The organism is Pseudomonas sp. Con_6, from assembly GCF_059379395.1.
The window spans coordinates 938063-953802 of the sequence record NZ_CM182011.1 but is presented as its reverse complement, the minus strand read 5'-3'; the positions used below and the strand labels follow the sequence as shown (position 1 = coordinate 953802).

16 protein-coding genes are annotated in these 15740 nt (G+C 65.8%); 8 read left to right on the top strand and 8 right to left on the bottom strand.

The window, feature by feature from the left end:
* Positions 1 to 5 precede the first annotated feature (5 nt).
* From AC5QPF_RS04420 to AC5QPF_RS04405, 4 genes are all read left to right on the top strand, one after another.
* Positions 6 to 1106 carry an ABC transporter permease subunit gene (locus AC5QPF_RS04420; protein WP_494962174.1) on the top strand — a complete coding sequence of 367 codons (1101 nt, stop codon included), beginning with the start codon at positions 6 to 8 and terminating at the stop codon, positions 1104 to 1106.
* A gap of 63 nt (positions 1107 to 1169) precedes the next feature.
* The gene (locus AC5QPF_RS04415) at positions 1170 to 2096 is read left to right on the top strand and encodes an ABC transporter permease subunit (RefSeq protein WP_494962173.1); all 927 of its coding nucleotides are present in this window, start codon (positions 1170 to 1172) and stop codon (positions 2094 to 2096) included.
* 271 nt (positions 2097 to 2367) lie between these two features.
* On the top strand, positions 2368 to 3450 hold the full coding sequence (locus AC5QPF_RS04410; RefSeq protein ID WP_494962172.1) for a BMP family ABC transporter substrate-binding protein: 1083 nt from the start codon (positions 2368 to 2370) through the stop codon (positions 3448 to 3450).
* Positions 3447 to 4412: a 2-oxoglutarate and iron-dependent oxygenase domain-containing protein gene (locus AC5QPF_RS04405; RefSeq protein WP_494962171.1), complete on the top strand. Its 966-nt coding sequence runs from the start codon at positions 3447 to 3449 to the stop codon at positions 4410 to 4412. Before AC5QPF_RS04410 ends, AC5QPF_RS04405 begins: the two co-directional genes overlap by 4 nt.
* A gap of 142 nt (positions 4413 to 4554) precedes the next feature.
* Here AC5QPF_RS04405 and AC5QPF_RS04400 read toward each other — a convergent pair whose 3' ends face one another.
* Positions 4555 to 5007 (bottom strand): Lrp/AsnC ligand binding domain-containing protein, encoded by a 453-nt coding sequence (locus AC5QPF_RS04400; protein WP_494962170.1) that lies wholly within the window; start codon positions 5005 to 5007, stop codon positions 4555 to 4557.
* Between the two features lie 113 nt (positions 5008 to 5120).
* On the opposite strand from AC5QPF_RS04400, the gene AC5QPF_RS04395 reads away from it, so the two are divergent.
* Positions 5121 to 5735, top strand: coding sequence for a LysE family transporter (locus AC5QPF_RS04395; protein ID WP_494962169.1), 615 nt, complete (start codon positions 5121 to 5123; stop codon positions 5733 to 5735).
* A gap of 1 nt (position 5736) precedes the next feature.
* On the opposite strand, the gene AC5QPF_RS04390 is transcribed toward AC5QPF_RS04395, so the two are convergent.
* Positions 5737 to 5949: a PLDc N-terminal domain-containing protein gene (locus AC5QPF_RS04390; protein ID WP_494962168.1), complete on the bottom strand. Its 213-nt coding sequence runs from the start codon at positions 5947 to 5949 to the stop codon at positions 5737 to 5739.
* A gap of 137 nt (positions 5950 to 6086) precedes the next feature.
* Between AC5QPF_RS04390 and chrA the strand changes: the two genes are divergently transcribed.
* Positions 6087 to 7271 carry a chromate efflux transporter gene (chrA, locus tag AC5QPF_RS04385; protein WP_494962167.1) on the top strand — a complete coding sequence of 395 codons (1185 nt, stop codon included), beginning with the start codon at positions 6087 to 6089 and terminating at the stop codon, positions 7269 to 7271.
* A 32-nt stretch (positions 7272 to 7303) separates the two neighbouring features.
* Here the strand turns inward: chrA and AC5QPF_RS04380 are convergent, their stop codons facing one another.
* The 4 genes from AC5QPF_RS04380 to AC5QPF_RS04365 all read right to left on the bottom strand — a co-directional run bounded on the left by AC5QPF_RS04380 (position 7304) and on the right by AC5QPF_RS04365 (position 10833).
* The gene (locus AC5QPF_RS04380; RefSeq protein WP_494962166.1) at positions 7304 to 8311 is read right to left on the bottom strand and encodes a zinc-binding dehydrogenase; all 1008 of its coding nucleotides are present in this window, start codon (positions 8309 to 8311) and stop codon (positions 7304 to 7306) included.
* Positions 8312 to 8731: 420 nt separating this feature from the next.
* Positions 8732 to 9322: an HAD-IA family hydrolase gene (locus tag AC5QPF_RS04375; protein ID WP_494962165.1), complete on the bottom strand. Its 591-nt coding sequence runs from the start codon at positions 9320 to 9322 to the stop codon at positions 8732 to 8734.
* Positions 9319 to 10188, bottom strand: a complete 870-nt coding sequence (gene tesB, locus AC5QPF_RS04370; RefSeq protein ID WP_494962164.1) for an acyl-CoA thioesterase II — start codon at positions 10186 to 10188, stop codon at positions 9319 to 9321. The genes AC5QPF_RS04375 and tesB overlap by 4 nt, the downstream gene beginning before the upstream one ends.
* A 75-nt stretch (positions 10189 to 10263) precedes the next feature.
* On the bottom strand, positions 10264 to 10833 hold the full coding sequence (locus tag AC5QPF_RS04365; RefSeq protein ID WP_494962163.1) for a GNAT family N-acetyltransferase: 570 nt from the start codon (positions 10831 to 10833) through the stop codon (positions 10264 to 10266).
* Positions 10834 to 10942: 109 nt separating this feature from the next.
* On the opposite strand from AC5QPF_RS04365, the gene AC5QPF_RS04360 reads away from it, so the two are divergent.
* Entirely contained in the window at positions 10943 to 11857 is a 915-nt protein-coding gene (locus AC5QPF_RS04360) for a histone deacetylase family protein (RefSeq protein WP_494962162.1), read from the top strand.
* A 151-nt stretch (positions 11858 to 12008) separates the two neighbouring features.
* Positions 12009 to 13247, top strand: coding sequence for a TIGR03862 family flavoprotein (locus AC5QPF_RS04355; protein WP_494962161.1), 1239 nt, complete (start codon positions 12009 to 12011; stop codon positions 13245 to 13247).
* 117 nt (positions 13248 to 13364) lie between these two features.
* On the opposite strand, the gene rhlE1 is transcribed toward AC5QPF_RS04355, so the two are convergent.
* On the bottom strand, positions 13365 to 14687 hold the full coding sequence (rhlE1, locus tag AC5QPF_RS04350) for an RNA helicase RhlE1 (protein WP_494962160.1): 1323 nt from the start codon (positions 14685 to 14687) through the stop codon (positions 13365 to 13367).
* Between the two features lie 58 nt (positions 14688 to 14745).
* Positions 14746 to 15669, bottom strand: a complete 924-nt coding sequence (gene yedA, locus AC5QPF_RS04345) for a drug/metabolite exporter YedA (protein ID WP_494962159.1) — start codon at positions 15667 to 15669, stop codon at positions 14746 to 14748.
* Positions 15670 to 15740 lie beyond the last annotated feature (71 nt).

The window sequence follows — 15740 nt, the reverse complement described above, 5'->3', positions numbered from 1 at the left end:
CCATCATGCTGTTATCCCTCGAACCCCGTACCCAGCAGTCCCGCGCCATGCTCCTGCTGTCGCCGCTGCTCGCCGGCCTGCTGACGCTGATCAGTGGCGCGCTGTTGTTCGCCGCCCTCGGTCACGACCCTCTACAGACCTTCCACACCCTGCTGATCGAGCCAGTGAGCGATTTCTATGGCGTCTCCGAGTTGCTGCTCAAGGCCCTGCCGATCCTGCTCTGTGCCCTCGGCCTGGCGGTGGCCTACCAGGCGCGCATCTGGAACATTGGCGCCGAGGGACAGTTGTTGATGGGCGCGCTGGCTGGCAGCGCCGTGGCACTCGCCGTCATCGACTGGGAAAGCCGCTGGGCGCTGGTCTGGGTGCTGCTTGCCGGTAGCCTCGCCGGTGCCTTGTGGGGTGGTTTGGCGGCGTGGCTGCGCACGCGCTTCAACGCCAACGAGATCCTCACCACCATCATGCTCAACTACATCGCCCTGAACCTGCTGCTGTACTTCGTCCACGGTCCGCTCAAGGACCCGGAGGGTTTCAGCTTCCCGCAGTCGGCGATGTTCGGAGACGCCAGCCGCCTGCCGGCGCTGTTCGAGGACGGCCGCGTGCATGTTGGCCTGGCCTTCGTGCTGCTCGCCCTGGCGACGGTCTGGGTGCTGCTGCACAAGAGCTTCCTCGGTTTCCAGATCAAGGTGCTTGGCCTCGACTCGCGCGCTGCCGGCTTTGTCGGCTTTCGCGAGAAGCGCCTGGTCTGGCTGGCCCTGCTGCTGAGCGGAGGCCTGGCGGGACTGGCCGGGGTCAGCGAGGTCAGTGGGCCGATCGGCCAGTTGGTGCCGCAGGTGTCGCCGGGCTACGGCTACGCGGCGATCACCGTGGCCTTTCTCGGCCGCCTGAACCCGTTCGGCATCCTCGCCGCCGGGCTGTTGATGTCGCTGCTCTACCTGGGCGGCGAGAACGCGCAGATGAGCCTCAACCTGCCGCAGTCGCTGACCCAGCTGTTCCAGGGAATGATGCTGTTCTACCTGCTCGCCTGCGACGTGCTGATCCTCTACCGGCCGCGCCTGAACCTCAACTGGCGGCGCCGCGCAGCGCTGCCTGAAACAGCCAGCGCCTGATGCGGCGACTGACCTTCCCTTCATCGACCTGCCGCCGCTGGCGCGCAGCCTGAGGCTTCGACCATGGATCTCGATCTGCTGAGCAATATCCTCTACGCCATGGTGCGCTGCGGCACCCCGTTGTTGCTGGTCGCCCTGGGCGAACTGGTGTGCGAGAAGAGCGGCGTACTCAACCTCGGCCAGGAAGGCATGATGCTGTTCGGCGCAGCAGTGGGCTTCATCACTGCCTTCGCCACCGGCAGCCTGTGGCTCGGCGTGCTGCTGGCCTGTCTGGCCGGCATGCTGCTGGCGGCGCTGTTCGCGCTGGCGGCGCTCGGCTGCCAGGCCAACCAGGTCGCCACCGGGCTGGCCCTGACCATCTTCGGCGTGGGGCTCTCATCGTTCGTCGGCGCGGCCTGGGTCGGCAAGCCGCTGAGCGGCTTCGAGCCGGTGGCGATCCCGCTGCTGAGCGAACTGCCGATCATCGGCCACATGTTGTTCAACCAGGATGTGCTGGTCTACCTGTCCTTTGCCCTGTTCGTGCTGATTGCCTGGGTGCTGCTGAAAAGCCGGGTCGGCCTGATCCTCCAGGCAGTCGGCGAGAACCCCGACGCGGCCAGCGCCATGGGTCTGCCGGTGCTGCGGGTGCGGACCCTGGCGGTGCTGTTCGGCGGGGCCATGGCGGGGCTGGCGGGCAGCTACCTGTCGCTGGCCTACACGCCAATGTGGGCGGAAAACATGACCGCCGGCCGCGGCTGGATCGCCCTGGCGCTGGTGGTGTTCGCCAGCTGGCGGGTGTTCCGCGTGCTGCTGGGCGCCTGGCTGTTCGGCCTGGCCAGCATCCTTCACCTGGTGGCCCAGGGCATCGGCGTCAGCTTCCCGGCCAACCTGCTGGCGATGCTGCCCTATGTGGCGACCATCCTGGTGCTGGTGGTGCTGTCGCGGGATGCCTTGAAGACCCGGCTGTATGCGCCGGTGTCGCTGGGGCAGCCGTGGAAGGCCGGGCACTGAGGCTTGGCTTCAGGGCCTCATCGCGGGCAACGCCCGCTCCCACAGGGACAGTGTACGCCGCAGATCCTTGTGGGAGCGGGCGTTGCCCGCGATGAGGCCATCAAGACCGACGCACCAGCAAGAAGCCACCCGCTACCGATTTGCACCACCACGAAACCACCTTCCCAGCCCCAAGCCGCCAAGTCCGTTTATTTGCCCACCTGGTCAACTTTTTGCAGTAACCGAAACGCCCGACACGGCCATTACATAAGACCTACAGGAGCTTTCCCCGATGCATCAGAAGAAAAGCAAGAACCTGCTTCGCACCCTCGCCGCCGCCATCGGCCTGAGCAGCGTACTGTCCGCCTCCGCCGCCGATCCACTGAAGGTCGGCTTCGTCTACATCGGCCCCATCGGCGACCACGGCTGGACCTACCAGCACGAGCAAGGCCGCCAGGCGCTGATCAAGCAGTTCGGCGACAAGGTCGATACCAGCTTCGTCGAGAACGTGCCGGAAGGCGCCGATGCCGAGCGGGTCATCCGCAACATGGCCAAAGGCGGCTACGACCTGGTGTTTGCCACCTCCTTCGGCTACATGAACCCGACGGCCAAGGTCGCCAGGCAGTTCCCCAAGGTGACCTTCGAACACGCCACCGGCTACAAGCAGGACAAGAACCTCGGCACCTATCTGGCCACCTCTTATGAAGGCCGCTACGTCGGCGGCTACCTCGCGGCGAAGATGACCAAGAGCAAGAAGATCGGCTACGTCGCCTCCTTCCCGATCCCGGAAGTGATCCGCGACATCAACGCCATCCAGCTGGCCCTGGACAAGTACAACCCCGGCACCGAGATCAAGGTGGTGTGGGTCAACTCCTGGTTCGACCCGGGCAAGGAAGCCGACGCCGCCAATGCCCTGATCGATCAGGGCGTCGACGTGATCTTCCAGCACACCGACAGCCCGGCGCCGATCCAGACCGCCGAACGCCGTGGCATCTATGCCATCGGCTATGCCTCGGACATGGCCCACTTCGGTCCCAAGGCGGTGCTGACCTCCATCGTCAACAACTGGGGCCCGCACTACATCAAGAGCGCCCAGGCGGTCATGGACGGCACCTGGAAATCCCAGGACTACTGGGGCGGCCTGGCCGAAGGCACCGTCGAGCTGCCTATCAGCGACCTGGTGCCCGCCGACGTGAAGAGCGGCGCAGAACAGATCATCGCCAGCATCAAGGACGGCTCGTTCCATCCGTTCACCGGGCCAATCCTGGACAAGGACGGCAATGTGAAGATCGCCCCCGGCACCGTGGCCAGCAATGCCGAGCTGGCGGGCATGAACTACTACGTCAAGGGCATCACCGCCGAGTTGCCGAAATGAGCACCTTGCCCGTCATCGATATCGCCCCCCTCTACCGCGACGACCCTGCCGCCCGCCAGGCCGTGGCCCGGCAGATCGACAGCGCCTGTCGCGAGTGGGGTTTCTACTACATCACCGGGCACCCGATCCGGGCCACGCGTATCGCCGAGTTGAAGGCCGCCGCCGAGGATTTCTTCGCCCGCCCTGCGGACGAAAAACTGCGCATCGACATCACCCGCAGCGCCCACCATCGCGGCTATGGCGCCGTGGCTACCGAGCAGCTCGACCCGAACCGGCCGAGCGACCTCAAGGAGACCTTCGACATGGGTTTCCACATGGACGCCAGCCACCCCGACGTACTCGCAGGAAAGCCGCTGCGCGGGCCGAATCGTCACCCGGACGTTCCCGGCTGGGAAGCGCTGCTGCAGCAGCACTACGAGGACATGCACGCGCTGTCGCTGACCCTGCTGCGGGCCATGGCCGTAGCCCTGGAGATCGAGGAAGACTTCTTCGACCAACGCTTCGCCGACCCGATCAGCGTGTTCCGCATGATCCACTACCCGCCCCGGCAGACCGCCAGCAGCGCCGAGCAGCAGGGCGCCGGCGCGCACACCGACTATGGCTGCGTGACCTTGCTCTACCAGGACAGCGCGGGCGGCTTGCAGGTGCGCAGCCTGGAGGGTGAATGGATCGACGCGCCGCCGATCGAGGGCAGCTACGTGGTGAACATCGGCGACATGATGGCGCGCTGGAGCAACGACCGGTACAAGTCCACGCCGCACCGGGTGATCAGCCCGCTGGGGCGGGACCGCTACTCGATGCCGTTCTTCGCCGAGCCGCATCCGGATACCGGGATCAGTTGCCTGCCCAACTGCTCCGGGCCGGACAACCCGCCGAAGTACCCGCCGGTGTCGTGCAGTGACTACATGCTGTCGCGGTTTGCCGAGACCTATGCGTATCGACGGGAGGCGGAGCAGGCCTGATCTCTGATGGAACAACCCATCACTCATTGATTTAGCAGGGACCTGTGGGAGCGGGTTTACCCGCGATTGCGTAGGTGAATTCACTGCCGCAATCGCGGGTAAACCCGCTCCCACAGGGTCCGTGTTCTCTGTGCGACAGGCTTCAAATCGGCAACGGCCGATCCTGGATCACCTGCTTCATCACCAGCGTCGAACTCAACCGCTGCACATTCGGCAACCGCGCCAGATGTTCGTCGTAAAGCTGCTGGAACGCCGGCAAATCGCGGGTAACCACCCGCAACATATAGTCCGGATCTCCAAACAACCGCTGCGCATCGAGGATCTGCGCAATCTCCGGCAGCGCCGCTTCAAACGCCTGCACCGCCTGCTGGTGCCCCTCGCGCAAGGTCACGAAGACGATCGCGGCAAAGTTCAGCCCCAGTTCCGTGGGCGACAGATAAGCGCGGTACCCCTGGATCACCCCGGACTCCTCCATCGCCCGCACCCGGCGGTGGCATGGCGAGAGGCTGAGGCCGACCCGCTCGGCGAGGTCGGTCAGTGATTGCCGGCCATCCCGTTGCAGCTCGGCAAGAATCTTTCGATCAATACGGTCCATCTGGAAGGATCTTCCACCTGACTGGCGAAAGCACAGGATATACGAAAGATAATTCTCGCGACGCTTGCGTACTCTTCTGAGTAGACCTTCAACGGACTATCAGGAGTTTCCAAGTGACTGTCAGCGTACTGGCCGCGTTCTGGGCGGTGTCGTTCCTGTTCGTGATCACCCCCGGCGTGGACTGGGCGTACGTGATTTCCGCCGGCATTCGCGGACGCTGGGTCGTACCGGCGGTGGCGGGCCTGCTGTCCGGTCACCTGTTGGCGACCCTGATCGTCGCCGCCGGAGCCGGCGCCCTGCTGGCGAACAATCCGGCAGCGATGGCGGTGATGACCGTGATCGGTGCGCTCTATCTGTTGTGGATGGGTGTCAACATGTTGTGGAAACCAGCGGCGCCGGCGGCCAGCGAGCAGAAGTCGGACTCCTGGGCAAGCTGGGCGATTCGCGGTTTCTGTGTCAGCGGCTTGAATCCCAAGGTGTTCCTGCTGTTCCTCGCCCTGCTGCCGCAGTTCACCGACCCGCTGTCGACCTGGCCGGTGGCGACGCAGATCATCGCCCTCGGCCTGCTCCACGCCGTGAGCTGCGCGACCATCTACCTGCTGGTCGGCTACAGCGCCCGTAACGTGCTGCAAACCCGCCCCGCAGCGGCAAAGAATGTCAGCCGCCTGTCCGGCCTGGCGATGATCGCCATCGCCGTGGTCCTGCTGGCGGAGCGTCTGCTGGCCTGAATCACCCCTCTTTCGACAGCGGCACGCCGGGCCGCGACCTGGGTCCGGCCAAGCCCCACACCAACAGGCCGAGCACCGGCACGAAAACCACGAAAACGATCCACATCATCTTGTTCTCCGCCCGTGCGGGGCTACCGATGATGCGTTTGATCGCCCATACCTCCAGCAGCGCCAGCAGCACCGCCAGGGTTATCCACAGGTGTCCGTGTTCCATAGGCTGTCTCCCGTTTGCATGTTTCCGTTAGGCGGACCAGATGCTGCAGGGTTCAGTCGAATTGTGGCCGAGGCGCAGGTGCGCACTGTCATGCCGGGATGGTCAAATGAGCGCTCCCTGCCCCCTGGAAGCGAGTCATGCCCCGATCCTGCGAGATATTCCTGGTTTTCCTGCGCCTGGGACTGACGTCGTTCGGCGGGCCCATCGCCCACCTGGGGTATTTCCATCAGGAGTTCGTCACCCGTCGGCGCTGGATAAGCGAAGGTGCCTACGCCGATCTGGTCGCGCTTTGTCAGTTCCTGCCGGGTCCGGCCAGCAGCCAGGTCGGTATGGCCATCGGTCTGTCTCGGAGCGGTTATCTCGGCGCGCTGGCCGCCTGGACAGGGTTCACCTTGCCGTCAGCGTTGCTCTTGGTACTGGCTGCGCTGGGTATTTCCAGCCATCCCGACGCGGTTCCCTCCGGTCTCCTGCACGGGCTGAAGATCGTCGCCGTCGCCGTGGTGGCACAGGCCGTCTGGAGCATGGGCCGCACCCTCTGCCCGGACTGGCCGCGTATCACCTTGATGCTGCTGTGCGCCGGCCTGATCCTGATGCTGCCCTCGGTCTGGACCCCGCCCGTGCTGATGCTTCTCGCCGGCCTGGCGGGCGCCCTGGCATTTCGCGCAGCCCCTGGCCACGCCGGTGAAACCCTGCCAGTGCGCATCGACCGCCGCCAGGGCGCGGCCTGGCTGGCCCTGTTCATGCTCCTGCTGTTCGGACTGCCGGTGCTCGATGCCGCGGTGGGCAATGTGCGCCTGGCCCAGATCGACGCGTTCTATCGCAGCGGCTCGCTGGTATTCGGCGGCGGGCACGTGGTGCTGCCCTTGCTGCAGAGCGCGGTGGTAGAGCCCGGTTGGGTCGAACAGGAAGCCTTCCTCGCCGGCTATGCGCTCGCCCAGGCTGTTCCGGGGCCACTGTTCACCTTCGCCGCCTTCCTCGGCGCGTCGATGCAGGTCGGCGCTTCCGGCTGGGGCGGCGCCGCACTGTGCCTGGTCGCCCTGTTCCTGCCGTCGTTCCTCCTCGTGGCCGGCACCCTGCCGTTCTGGGCCGGGCTGCGACGTCAGGCGCCAGCCCGGGGAGCGCTGGCGGGGGTCAATGCCGCCGTGGTCGGGCTTTTGCTCGCCGCGCTCTGCGATCCGCTCTGGACCAGCGCTATCTTCAGCCCGGCGGATGCCTGCCTTGCCCTCGTCGCCTTCCTCGCCCTGCAATTCCTTCGCGCGCCTTCCTGGCTGGTCGTGCTGGCGGGCGCCCTGGCCGGCTGGGCGATCCATGCCCCTCTCTGAACCGGCTCGTCTGCGCCGACAGCATCATCGCGTTAGAAGCTCAGGCAGATCTTGCCGAAATGCCGGTTGCTTTCCTGGTACCGGAAGGCCTCGACGATCTGCTCCAGCTCGAACAGCTTGTCGATCACCGGGCGCAGGCCATTGGCATCGATGGCGCGGATCATCGCCTGCTGCTGCGCGCGGCTGCCCACCAGCACACCCTGCAGGCGAATCTGCCGCACCAGCGCCTGGACCAGCGGCAACTGCCCGGCGACGCCGGTGAGGATGCCGATCATCGACAAGTGCCCGCCAATGCGCACCGCCGTCATGGATTGCTCCAGGGTCGCCGGCCCGCCCACTTCGATCACATGGTCCACGCCGCGGTTGTCGGTCAGGGCCCGCACCTTCTCGCCCCAGTTCGGCGTGCTGCGGTAGTTGATCACCTCGTCGGCGCCGAGGGTCTTGAGGCGCTCCAGCTTCTCGTCGCTGGACGAGGTGGCGATCACCGTGGCACCCGCCGCCTTGGCGAACTGCAGGGCGAAGATCGACACGCCACCGGTGCCCTGCACCAGCACCGAGTCACCGGGCTTGAGCGAATCGTCAGCCATCAGCGCGCGCCAGGCGGTGAGACCGGCGGTGGTCAGGGTTGCGGCTTCGGCGTGGCTGTAGCCCTTGGGCGCGCGGGTGAAGGAGGTGGCGCGGGCAGTCACGATTTCCCGGGCATAGCCGTCGATGCCGTCGCCAGGCACCGTGGCGAAGCCTTCCACCAGCGGCTGGCCGTCGAGCCAGTCGGGGAAGAAGGTGCTGACCACCCCATCACCCACGGCGAACTCGCTGACGCCCTCGCCCACCGCGATCACCTCGCCGGCGCCATCGGCCATGGGAATGCGCGGCGCGCTCGGGCCCCACATGCCGCTGACCACGGCGAAGTCGTGGTAGTTGAGGGAGTTGGCGTGCAGGCGCACGGTAATTTCCCCGGCCGCCGGGGCTGGCGCTTCGCTGCTGCCGACGACGACCTTGTCGTAGCCGCCGCCGGGTTGGACGTAGATGGCCTTGCTCATGCTGTTCCCTCATCGATCCGTTGCGAATGTCGGAGAATTCTTGGTTCGCAGTACGAAACGGTCAAGTACAGGCGCGCGCACAATCGACCAAGAGCTCACAACATTGCGACTAATTATCAATCAAGATCGCATCGACGTGCTCAAGGGCGCCACCTACGACACCCGTCTGTTCGCCATGGTCCCGGGGAGCATCCACGACTGACGCGGCGACGTGGCCGTGCCGGTCGGCGCCTATGTGGCGACGCGGCTGAAGGTGGGGACGACCTGTCGGAGATCCTCGGCGCCCGGGTCAGCACCTTCAAGTACGACGACCATGACGACTACGACGGCCTCAGCGCGAGCTTCCCGGACAGCCAGGCCGGCTAAAAGCAGCATGCCGCGGTCCCTGCTAAATCAATGAGTCATGTGTTCCGGGCGGTATTAACCCAGCAGGACCCGCAACGCCCGGCAATCCGCCGCATGCCAGTCCGTCAGCTCCGGCCACGGGTTGTCCGGCAGATTCACCAGCACCGTTCGCGTCCCCGCCGCACGCCCGCAATCCAGGTCGAAGCGATAATCGCCGACCATCACCATCTCTGCCGGATCCACCGCCCAAGCCTCGGCCAGCTTCAGCAGTCCACCCGGATGCGGCTTGGGCGGCGCTTCGTCACGACCAAGAACACTGTCCACCGGGAAACAATCCACCAGGCCGATGGCCTCCAGCGTCACGTGGGCCAACTCGCGAGCATTGCGAGTCAGGATGCCCAACTGCACACCCCGCCCCGCCAGCTCCCTCACCAATTCCACCGCACCCACCGCCGGCTGCGAGGCAATCGCCAGGTCGCGCTCGTGCTCCAGCAGCCAGGCGTGCTTGGCCTGCGCTTCTTCCGCAGGCAAGGCGGCCAGGTGGGTGAGGATGTCGTCTTCAGGCGGAATGTTCAGCGCCACGCGGATCGCGGCGAAATCATGCACGGCCACGGTCAGGGTGCCATCCATGTCGAACACCCAGTGACGGATATCGGCGAGGCTCATGCCCAGTCCTTCCGGTGACGGATCAGACCTTCCTGGCAGGACGAAGCAACCAGCTTCCCGGCGCGGTTGAAGATACTGCCACGGGAGAAGCCGCGACCATTGCCGGCCCACGGGCTGTCCATCGCGTACAGCAGCCACTCGTCCGTCCGCAGGTTGCCGTGGAACCACAGGGCATGGTCGAGGCTGGCGACCTGCATGTCCTTGTGCCAAACGGATTTGCCGTGAGGCATCAGCGAAGTGGTGAGCAGGCCGAAGTCAGAGGCATACGCGAGCATGTACTTGTGCAGCGCCTGGACGTCCGGCAGCGTGCCGTCGGCGCGGAACCAGGCGTATTTGACCGGATCGCCGGGCTTGGGATTGAACGGATCCTTCTCGGTCACCGGGCGTACTTCGATGGGCTTGGCGCAGAGCATCTTTTCGCGGATGTGCTCGGGCAGCTTGTCGGCAACGGCCTGGACCAGTTCCACCTCCGACGGCAGGTTTTCCGGGCCGACCACGTCAGGCATCTGGCCCTGGTGCTCGAAGCCTTCCTCGTCGTACTGGAACGAAGCGCTGCAGGTAAAGATCGGGTTGCCCTTCTGGATCGCAGTCACCCGCCGGGTGCTGAAGCTGCCACCGTCGCGCACACGATCCACCGAGTAGACCACCGGCATGCTGGCATCACCCGGACGCAGGAAGTAGCCATGCAGGGAGTGCACGTGGCGTGCCTCCTCGACCGTCTGGCTGGCTGCCGACAGCGACTGGCCGAGCACCTGGCCACCGTAGAGCTGGCGGAAGCCCAGGTCCTGGCTACGGCCGCGGAAGAGGTTTTCCTCGATCGCTTCCAGACTCAACAGATCGACCAGATCGTCCAACACATGGCTCATTCGAGATTCTCCAAAGCAAGGCCCAGGCGGCAAATGATACAGGGTTTGCCATTACTGGCCTGTATGTTCGCTGATTCAGCCGCGCAGGGTGGACTGCCACCGGGCGCGGTCGATGCGGTACAGCACGTGGGGACGCAGCGGGTCGCCGGGTTCGAGTTTCGGGTGTTCGAAATCGCCAGCCGGATCGGCCTGCATGCCGATGGCCTGCATGACCTTCTGCGACGCCAGGTTGTCGCGGGTGGTGAAGGACACCACTTCCTTCAGACCGAGTTGAGCGAAGGCACAGCGCAAGCTGGTCCAGGCCGCCTCGCTGGCGAAACCCAGGCCCCAGTGACGGCGGGCCAGGCGCCAGCCGATCTCCACTGCCGGGGCGAAATCGGCGTCGAAATTGACGTTAAGCAGGCCGGTCATGCCGATGAAGGCCCCGGTGTCCTTGCGTTCCAGCGCCCACAGGCCATAGCCGTATTCGGCGAAATGACCGCGGATGCGGCCAATCAGGGCGGCGCTCTCCAGCCGGCTCAGCGGCGCGGGAAAGTAGCGCATCACCTGCGGGTCGGCGCACAGCGCGGCGAACTCCTTCAGGTCGTCATCCTGCCATTGGCGCATGACCAGGCGTGCGCTTTCCAGTTCGAGTATCGGCGTCATCGAGGGCTCCACGTTCCTTGGTCTGGCAGTCTACAGCGTAGGCAGGCAATGCTGGCGCTGCCCGCCGGGCAACTGGCAAGATCCCCCGGTGCCCACCGCCGGACCCGCCATGCGCCTGCCCCTTGTTTATCACGACGACTACAGCCCGGAGTTTCCCCCCGGGCACCGCTTTCCGATGGACAAGTTCCGCCTGCTCCACGATCACCTGATCGCCAGCGGACTGACCACCGATGCCGAGCTGCAGCGTCCGCAGATCTGCCCCAACGATATCCTCGCCCTGGCCCATGACCGCGCCTATATCGAGCGCTACATGAACGGCGACCTGTCCCGCGAGGACCAGCGTCGTCTCGGCCTGCCCTGGAGCGAAGCCCTGGCCCGGCGCACCGTGCGCGCGGTGGGCGGCTCGCTGCTCACCGCAGAACTGGCCCTGCAGCATGGCATCGCCTGCCACCTGGCCGGCGGCACCCACCACGCCCACTACGATCACCCGGCGGGCTTCTGCATCTTCAACGACCTCGCGGTGATCAGCCGCTACCTGCTGGAAGCCGGACGGGTGCACCGGGTGCTGATCTTCGACTGCGACGTGCACCAGGGCGACGGCACCGCGCGGATCCTCGAACACACCCCGGAAGCCATCACCGTCTCGCTGCACTGCGAGCAGAACTTCCCCGTGCGCAAGGCCCGCAGCGACTGGGACATCCCGCTGCACCGCGGCATGGGCGATGCCGAGTACCTGAAGGTGGTGGACGACGCGCTGAACTACCTGCTGCCGCTGTACCAGCCCGACCTGGTGCTGTACGACGCCGGGGTCGATGTGCACAAGGACGACGCCCTGGGCTACCTGCAACTCACCGACGAAGGCGTCGCCGCCCGCGATACCTGCGTGCTGCGCCATTGCCTGGGCCGGGATATCCCGGTGGTGGGAGTGATCGGCGGCGGCTACAGCAAGGACCGCGAAGCCCTGGCGCGGCGCCACGGCATCCTCCATCACTGCGCGCAACAGGTGCTGGATTACCCACAATGACTGTGGAACCGCTTGTGGATAACCTGCGGGAAAGCCCGTTTCCCCTCGTAAATCCGGGGCTGCGCGGCACCTGAGCGTTTTTTGTACAGTGCCCTGCCCGCTGCGCCTCGGGTAGAATGGCCGGCTCACTTATCCCCAGCCTGCCGCCGCCATGACCGATTCCCGCTCCACTGCCCCCGCCCACGTCGCCATTATCGGAGGCGGTCCCGCCGGCCTGATGGCGGCCGAAGTCCTCAGCCTGGCCGGGGTGCGCGTCGATCTGTACGACGCCATGCCGTCCGTGGGGCGCAAGTTTTTGCTGGCCGGGGTCGGTGGCATGAACATCACCCACTCCGAGCCCAAGCCGGCCTTCATCTCCCGCTACACCGAACGCGCCGGCGAAATCGCCGGGCTGCTCGACGACTTCGACGCCGACACCCTGCGCGAGTGGATTCATGGCCTGGGGATAAGTACCTTCGTCGGCACTTCCGGCCGGGTCTTCCCCACCGACATGAAAGCCGCGCCGCTGCTGCGCGCCTGGCTCAAGCGCCTGCGCGACGCCGGGGTGGTTATCCACACCCGGCACCGTTGGCTGGGCTGGAATGCCGATGGCAGCCTGCGGATCGGTTATCCACACGGCGAGCTGGCAGTGAAGGCCGACGCGGTGGTGCTGGCGCTGGGCGGTGGCAGTTGGGCACGCCTGGGTTCGGACGGGGCGTGGTTGCCATGGCTGGCCGAACGGGCTGTGGATATCGCGCCGTTGCAGGCGTCCAACAGCGGTTTCGAGGTGGCGGCGTGGAGCGATCTGCTCAAGCAGAAGTTTGCCGGGGCGCCGTTGAAGAACATTGCCCTGAGCCTGCCCGGGCATGAACCGCGGCCCGGGGAGTTCGTGCTGACCGAGACCGGGGTGGAAGGCAGCCTGGTGTATGCCTGGTCGGCGCTGATTCGCGAGACCATCAACCGCGAGGGCCGCGCCACGCTGTTGCTGGACCTGTTGCCGAGCAAGCCTGTGGACAAGATTGCGGCCGCCTTGGCCAAGCCGCGCGGGTCACGGTCGATGGCCAAGCATCTGCATGGGCAGTTGGGCCTGGATGGGGTGAAGGCTTCGTTGCTGCGCGAGCTGACCGGGCCGGAGGTGTTCGCAGATCCGCAGAAGCTGGCGGCGGCGATCAAGGCCCTGCCCATTGAGTTGGTCCGGGCGCGGCCGCTGGATGAGGCGATCAGTACGGCGGGTGGGGTGAAGTTCGAGGCGCTGGATGAGGGGTTGATGCTGAAGCAGGTGCCGGGAGTGTTCTGTGCCGGGGAGATGCTGGACTGGGAGGCGCCGACCGGGGGGTATCTGCTGACGGCCTGCTTTGCCAGTGGCCGGAAGGCGGGGTTGGGGGTGCTGGAGTGGCTGGGCCGCAAGTGATGGGTTGCCGTTGCCGGCCTCATCGCGGGTAAACCCGCTCCCACAGGTTGGGCGGTGTACGCGATCTCTGTGGGAGCGGGTTAACCCGCGATGGGCCGCAAAGCGGCCCCAGGAATCTCAGGGCTTGCGCTTTTTCGGCCCGGTATTGAAGGCCGGCACCTTGCGCACCGGCTTGGCCGCCACCGGCGCATCACCGCTGTCCACCCAGCGCCCCAGGTTGCCCTTGGCCCCGCCCTGCTTGGGCTTCTTCGGTTTCTTCGGCTTCTTCAGGATCTGCCCGCTGGCATCGGTCACCGGCACTCGGTGATCCGGCTCGAAGCCCGGCTCGTCATGGCGAGGCAGGGTCTTGCGGGTCAGGGTCTCGATCGCCGAGAGCAACTGCACTTCATCCGCGCAGACCAGCGACAGCGCCTCGCCGGTATTCCCTGCCCGGCCGGTCCGGCCAATACGGTGGATATAGTCCTCGGCCACGATCGGCAGATCGAAGTTCACCACCAGCGGCAAATCATCGATGTCCAGCCCGCGCGCCGCCACATCGGTGGCCACGAGGATCTGCACTTCCCGCGCCTTGAAACTGTCCAGCGCCCGCTGGCGGGTGGCCTGCGGACGGTCGCCGTGGATGCCGTCGGCATTGATGCCCATGCCCACCAGACGCTCGACCAGCTGATCGACACCATTGCGGGTCTTGGCAAACACCAGCACCTGGCCCCAGCGCTGCTTGCGCAGCAGGTGGCAGAACAACTCGGTCTTGCGCTTCTTGTCCACGGTGACGATCCACTGCTTCACGGTGCTGGCAGTGACGTTGCGCGGACTGACCTCGACGCTCAGCGGTTCGCTGAGCATCTGCCCGGCCATCAGGCGGATCTCGTCGGAGAAGGTGGCGGAGAACAGCAGGGTCTGGCGCTTTACCGGCAGCGCGGCGTAGATCGCCCGCAGTTCCTCGGCGAAACCGAGGTCGAGCATGCGGTCAGCCTCGTCCAGCACCAGAGCCTGGAGCTGGTTGAACTTCACCGCGTTCTGGCGGAACAGGTCGAGCAGGCGGCCCGGGGTCGCTACCAGCAAGTCGATGCCCTTGCGCAGCTTCATCATCTGCGGGTTGATGCTGACCCCGCCGTACACAGCGTAGGTGCGCAGCGGCAGGTGCTCGGCGTATTCGCGGATGTTGGCGTGGACCTGCTCGGCCAGTTCACGGGTCGGCACCAGCACCAGCGCCCGTACCGAGTTGCTGGCGACCTGGGCGCCTTCCAGGGTCAGGCGTTGCAGCAGCGGCAGGGCGAAACCGGCGGTCTTGCCGGTGCCGGTCTGGGCCGCGGCCATCAGGTCGCGGCCGGCCAGCACGGCGGGAATCGCCTGGGCCTGGACCGGCGTCGGGGTGGTGTAGTTCAGGCTTTCGAGGGCGCGCAGCAGCGGTTCGATCAGGCCGAGTTTGGCGAATGTCATGGCAATACCATCAGGGGAAATCGTGCAATGGCGCGGAGTTTACCCTGTTCGCCGACGATCACCGAGTGCCGGACATCTCGCCTTCGATCACCGGGACCTGTGGTGCCTTGCGCCACTGCGGAATACCGATCAACACCACCGCGCCGATGATCACCGCCATGGCCAGGCATTCCTCGGCGCCGATGGTTTCGCCGGCGAACAGAATCCCCAGCAGCACCGCCACCGCCGGGTTGACATAGGCATAGCTGGTGGCCGCCGCCGGACGCACGTGCTTGAGCAGGTACATGTAGGCGCTGAAGGCGATGATCGAGCCGAACACCACCAGATAGGCCAGCGCGCCCCAGCCAGCGGCGGAGGGCATTTGGGTCAGGCGTTCGCCACTGAAGAAGCTGCCGGCCAGCAGGACCCCGCCGCCCACCAGCATTTCCGCGGCACTGGCCATCGGGCCCTGGGGCAGCGGCAGGCTCTTGCTCCACACCGAGCCGAAGGCCCAGGACGCCGCGGCGAACAGGATCAGCGCCGCACCCAGCGGGCTGGCCTGCAGGTTAGAGCCAAGGTTGAGCAGGGCGATACCGGCCAGGCCCATGAAGATCCCGGCCCATTCCAGGCGGGTGTTGCGGTGTCCCCAGAGCAGGCCGAACAGCAGGGTGAACAGCGGCACCGTGGCCACCGCCAGCGCTGCCACGCCCGAGGCGACGCCAGCATGCTCGGCCACCGTCACCCCGCCGTTGCCGCAACTGAGCAACAGGAAACCGATGGCCCCTGCCGCCTTCCATTGCTGCCAGGTCGGCGCCGGCACCCCGCGCCAGCGCAGGAAGCCGTACATCAGGCCCCCGGCAATGATGAAGCGGGTGCCCGCCATCAGCATCGGCGGCCAGGACTCCACGCCGATTCGAATGGCCAGGTAGGTAGACCCCCAGACCAGATATAACGCGATAAAGGCACCGATCAACATCCAGGGAAAACGACGGGAGGCAGGCATGGGGGGCTCGAATCTGAGTAGTTGTAACTTAAAGTTTAAGAAGCTTTACCGGTAAAATTAAGTTTCAAAAA

Coding starts and splice junctions, on each gene's coding strand:
- AC5QPF_RS04420 (WP_494962174.1), top strand. CDS start 6: ATGCTGTTATCCCTCGAACCCCGTACCCAGCAGTCCCGCGCCATGCTC.
- AC5QPF_RS04415 (WP_494962173.1), top strand. CDS start 1,170: ATGGATCTCGATCTGCTGAGCAATATCCTCTACGCCATGGTGCGCTGC.
- AC5QPF_RS04410 (WP_494962172.1), top strand. CDS start 2,368: ATGCATCAGAAGAAAAGCAAGAACCTGCTTCGCACCCTCGCCGCCGCC.
- AC5QPF_RS04405 (WP_494962171.1), top strand. CDS start 3,447: ATGAGCACCTTGCCCGTCATCGATATCGCCCCCCTCTACCGCGACGAC.
- AC5QPF_RS04400 (WP_494962170.1), bottom strand. CDS start 5,007: ATGGACCGTATTGATCGAAAGATTCTTGCCGAGCTGCAACGGGATGGC.
- AC5QPF_RS04390 (WP_494962168.1), bottom strand. CDS start 5,949: ATGGAACACGGACACCTGTGGATAACCCTGGCGGTGCTGCTGGCGCTG.
- chrA (WP_494962167.1), top strand. CDS start 6,087: ATGCCCCGATCCTGCGAGATATTCCTGGTTTTCCTGCGCCTGGGACTG.
- AC5QPF_RS04380 (WP_494962166.1), bottom strand. CDS start 8,311: ATGAGCAAGGCCATCTACGTCCAACCCGGCGGCGGCTACGACAAGGTC.
- AC5QPF_RS04375 (WP_494962165.1), bottom strand. CDS start 9,322: ATGAGCCTCGCCGATATCCGTCACTGGGTGTTCGACATGGATGGCACC.
- tesB (WP_494962164.1), bottom strand. CDS start 10,188: ATGAGCCATGTGTTGGACGATCTGGTCGATCTGTTGAGTCTGGAAGCG.
- AC5QPF_RS04365 (WP_494962163.1), bottom strand. CDS start 10,833: ATGACGCCGATACTCGAACTGGAAAGCGCACGCCTGGTCATGCGCCAA.
- AC5QPF_RS04360 (WP_494962162.1), top strand. CDS start 10,943: ATGCGCCTGCCCCTTGTTTATCACGACGACTACAGCCCGGAGTTTCCC.
- AC5QPF_RS04355 (WP_494962161.1), top strand. CDS start 12,009: ATGACCGATTCCCGCTCCACTGCCCCCGCCCACGTCGCCATTATCGGA.
- rhlE1 (WP_494962160.1), bottom strand. CDS start 14,687: ATGACATTCGCCAAACTCGGCCTGATCGAACCGCTGCTGCGCGCCCTC.
- yedA (WP_494962159.1), bottom strand. CDS start 15,669: ATGCCTGCCTCCCGTCGTTTTCCCTGGATGTTGATCGGTGCCTTTATC.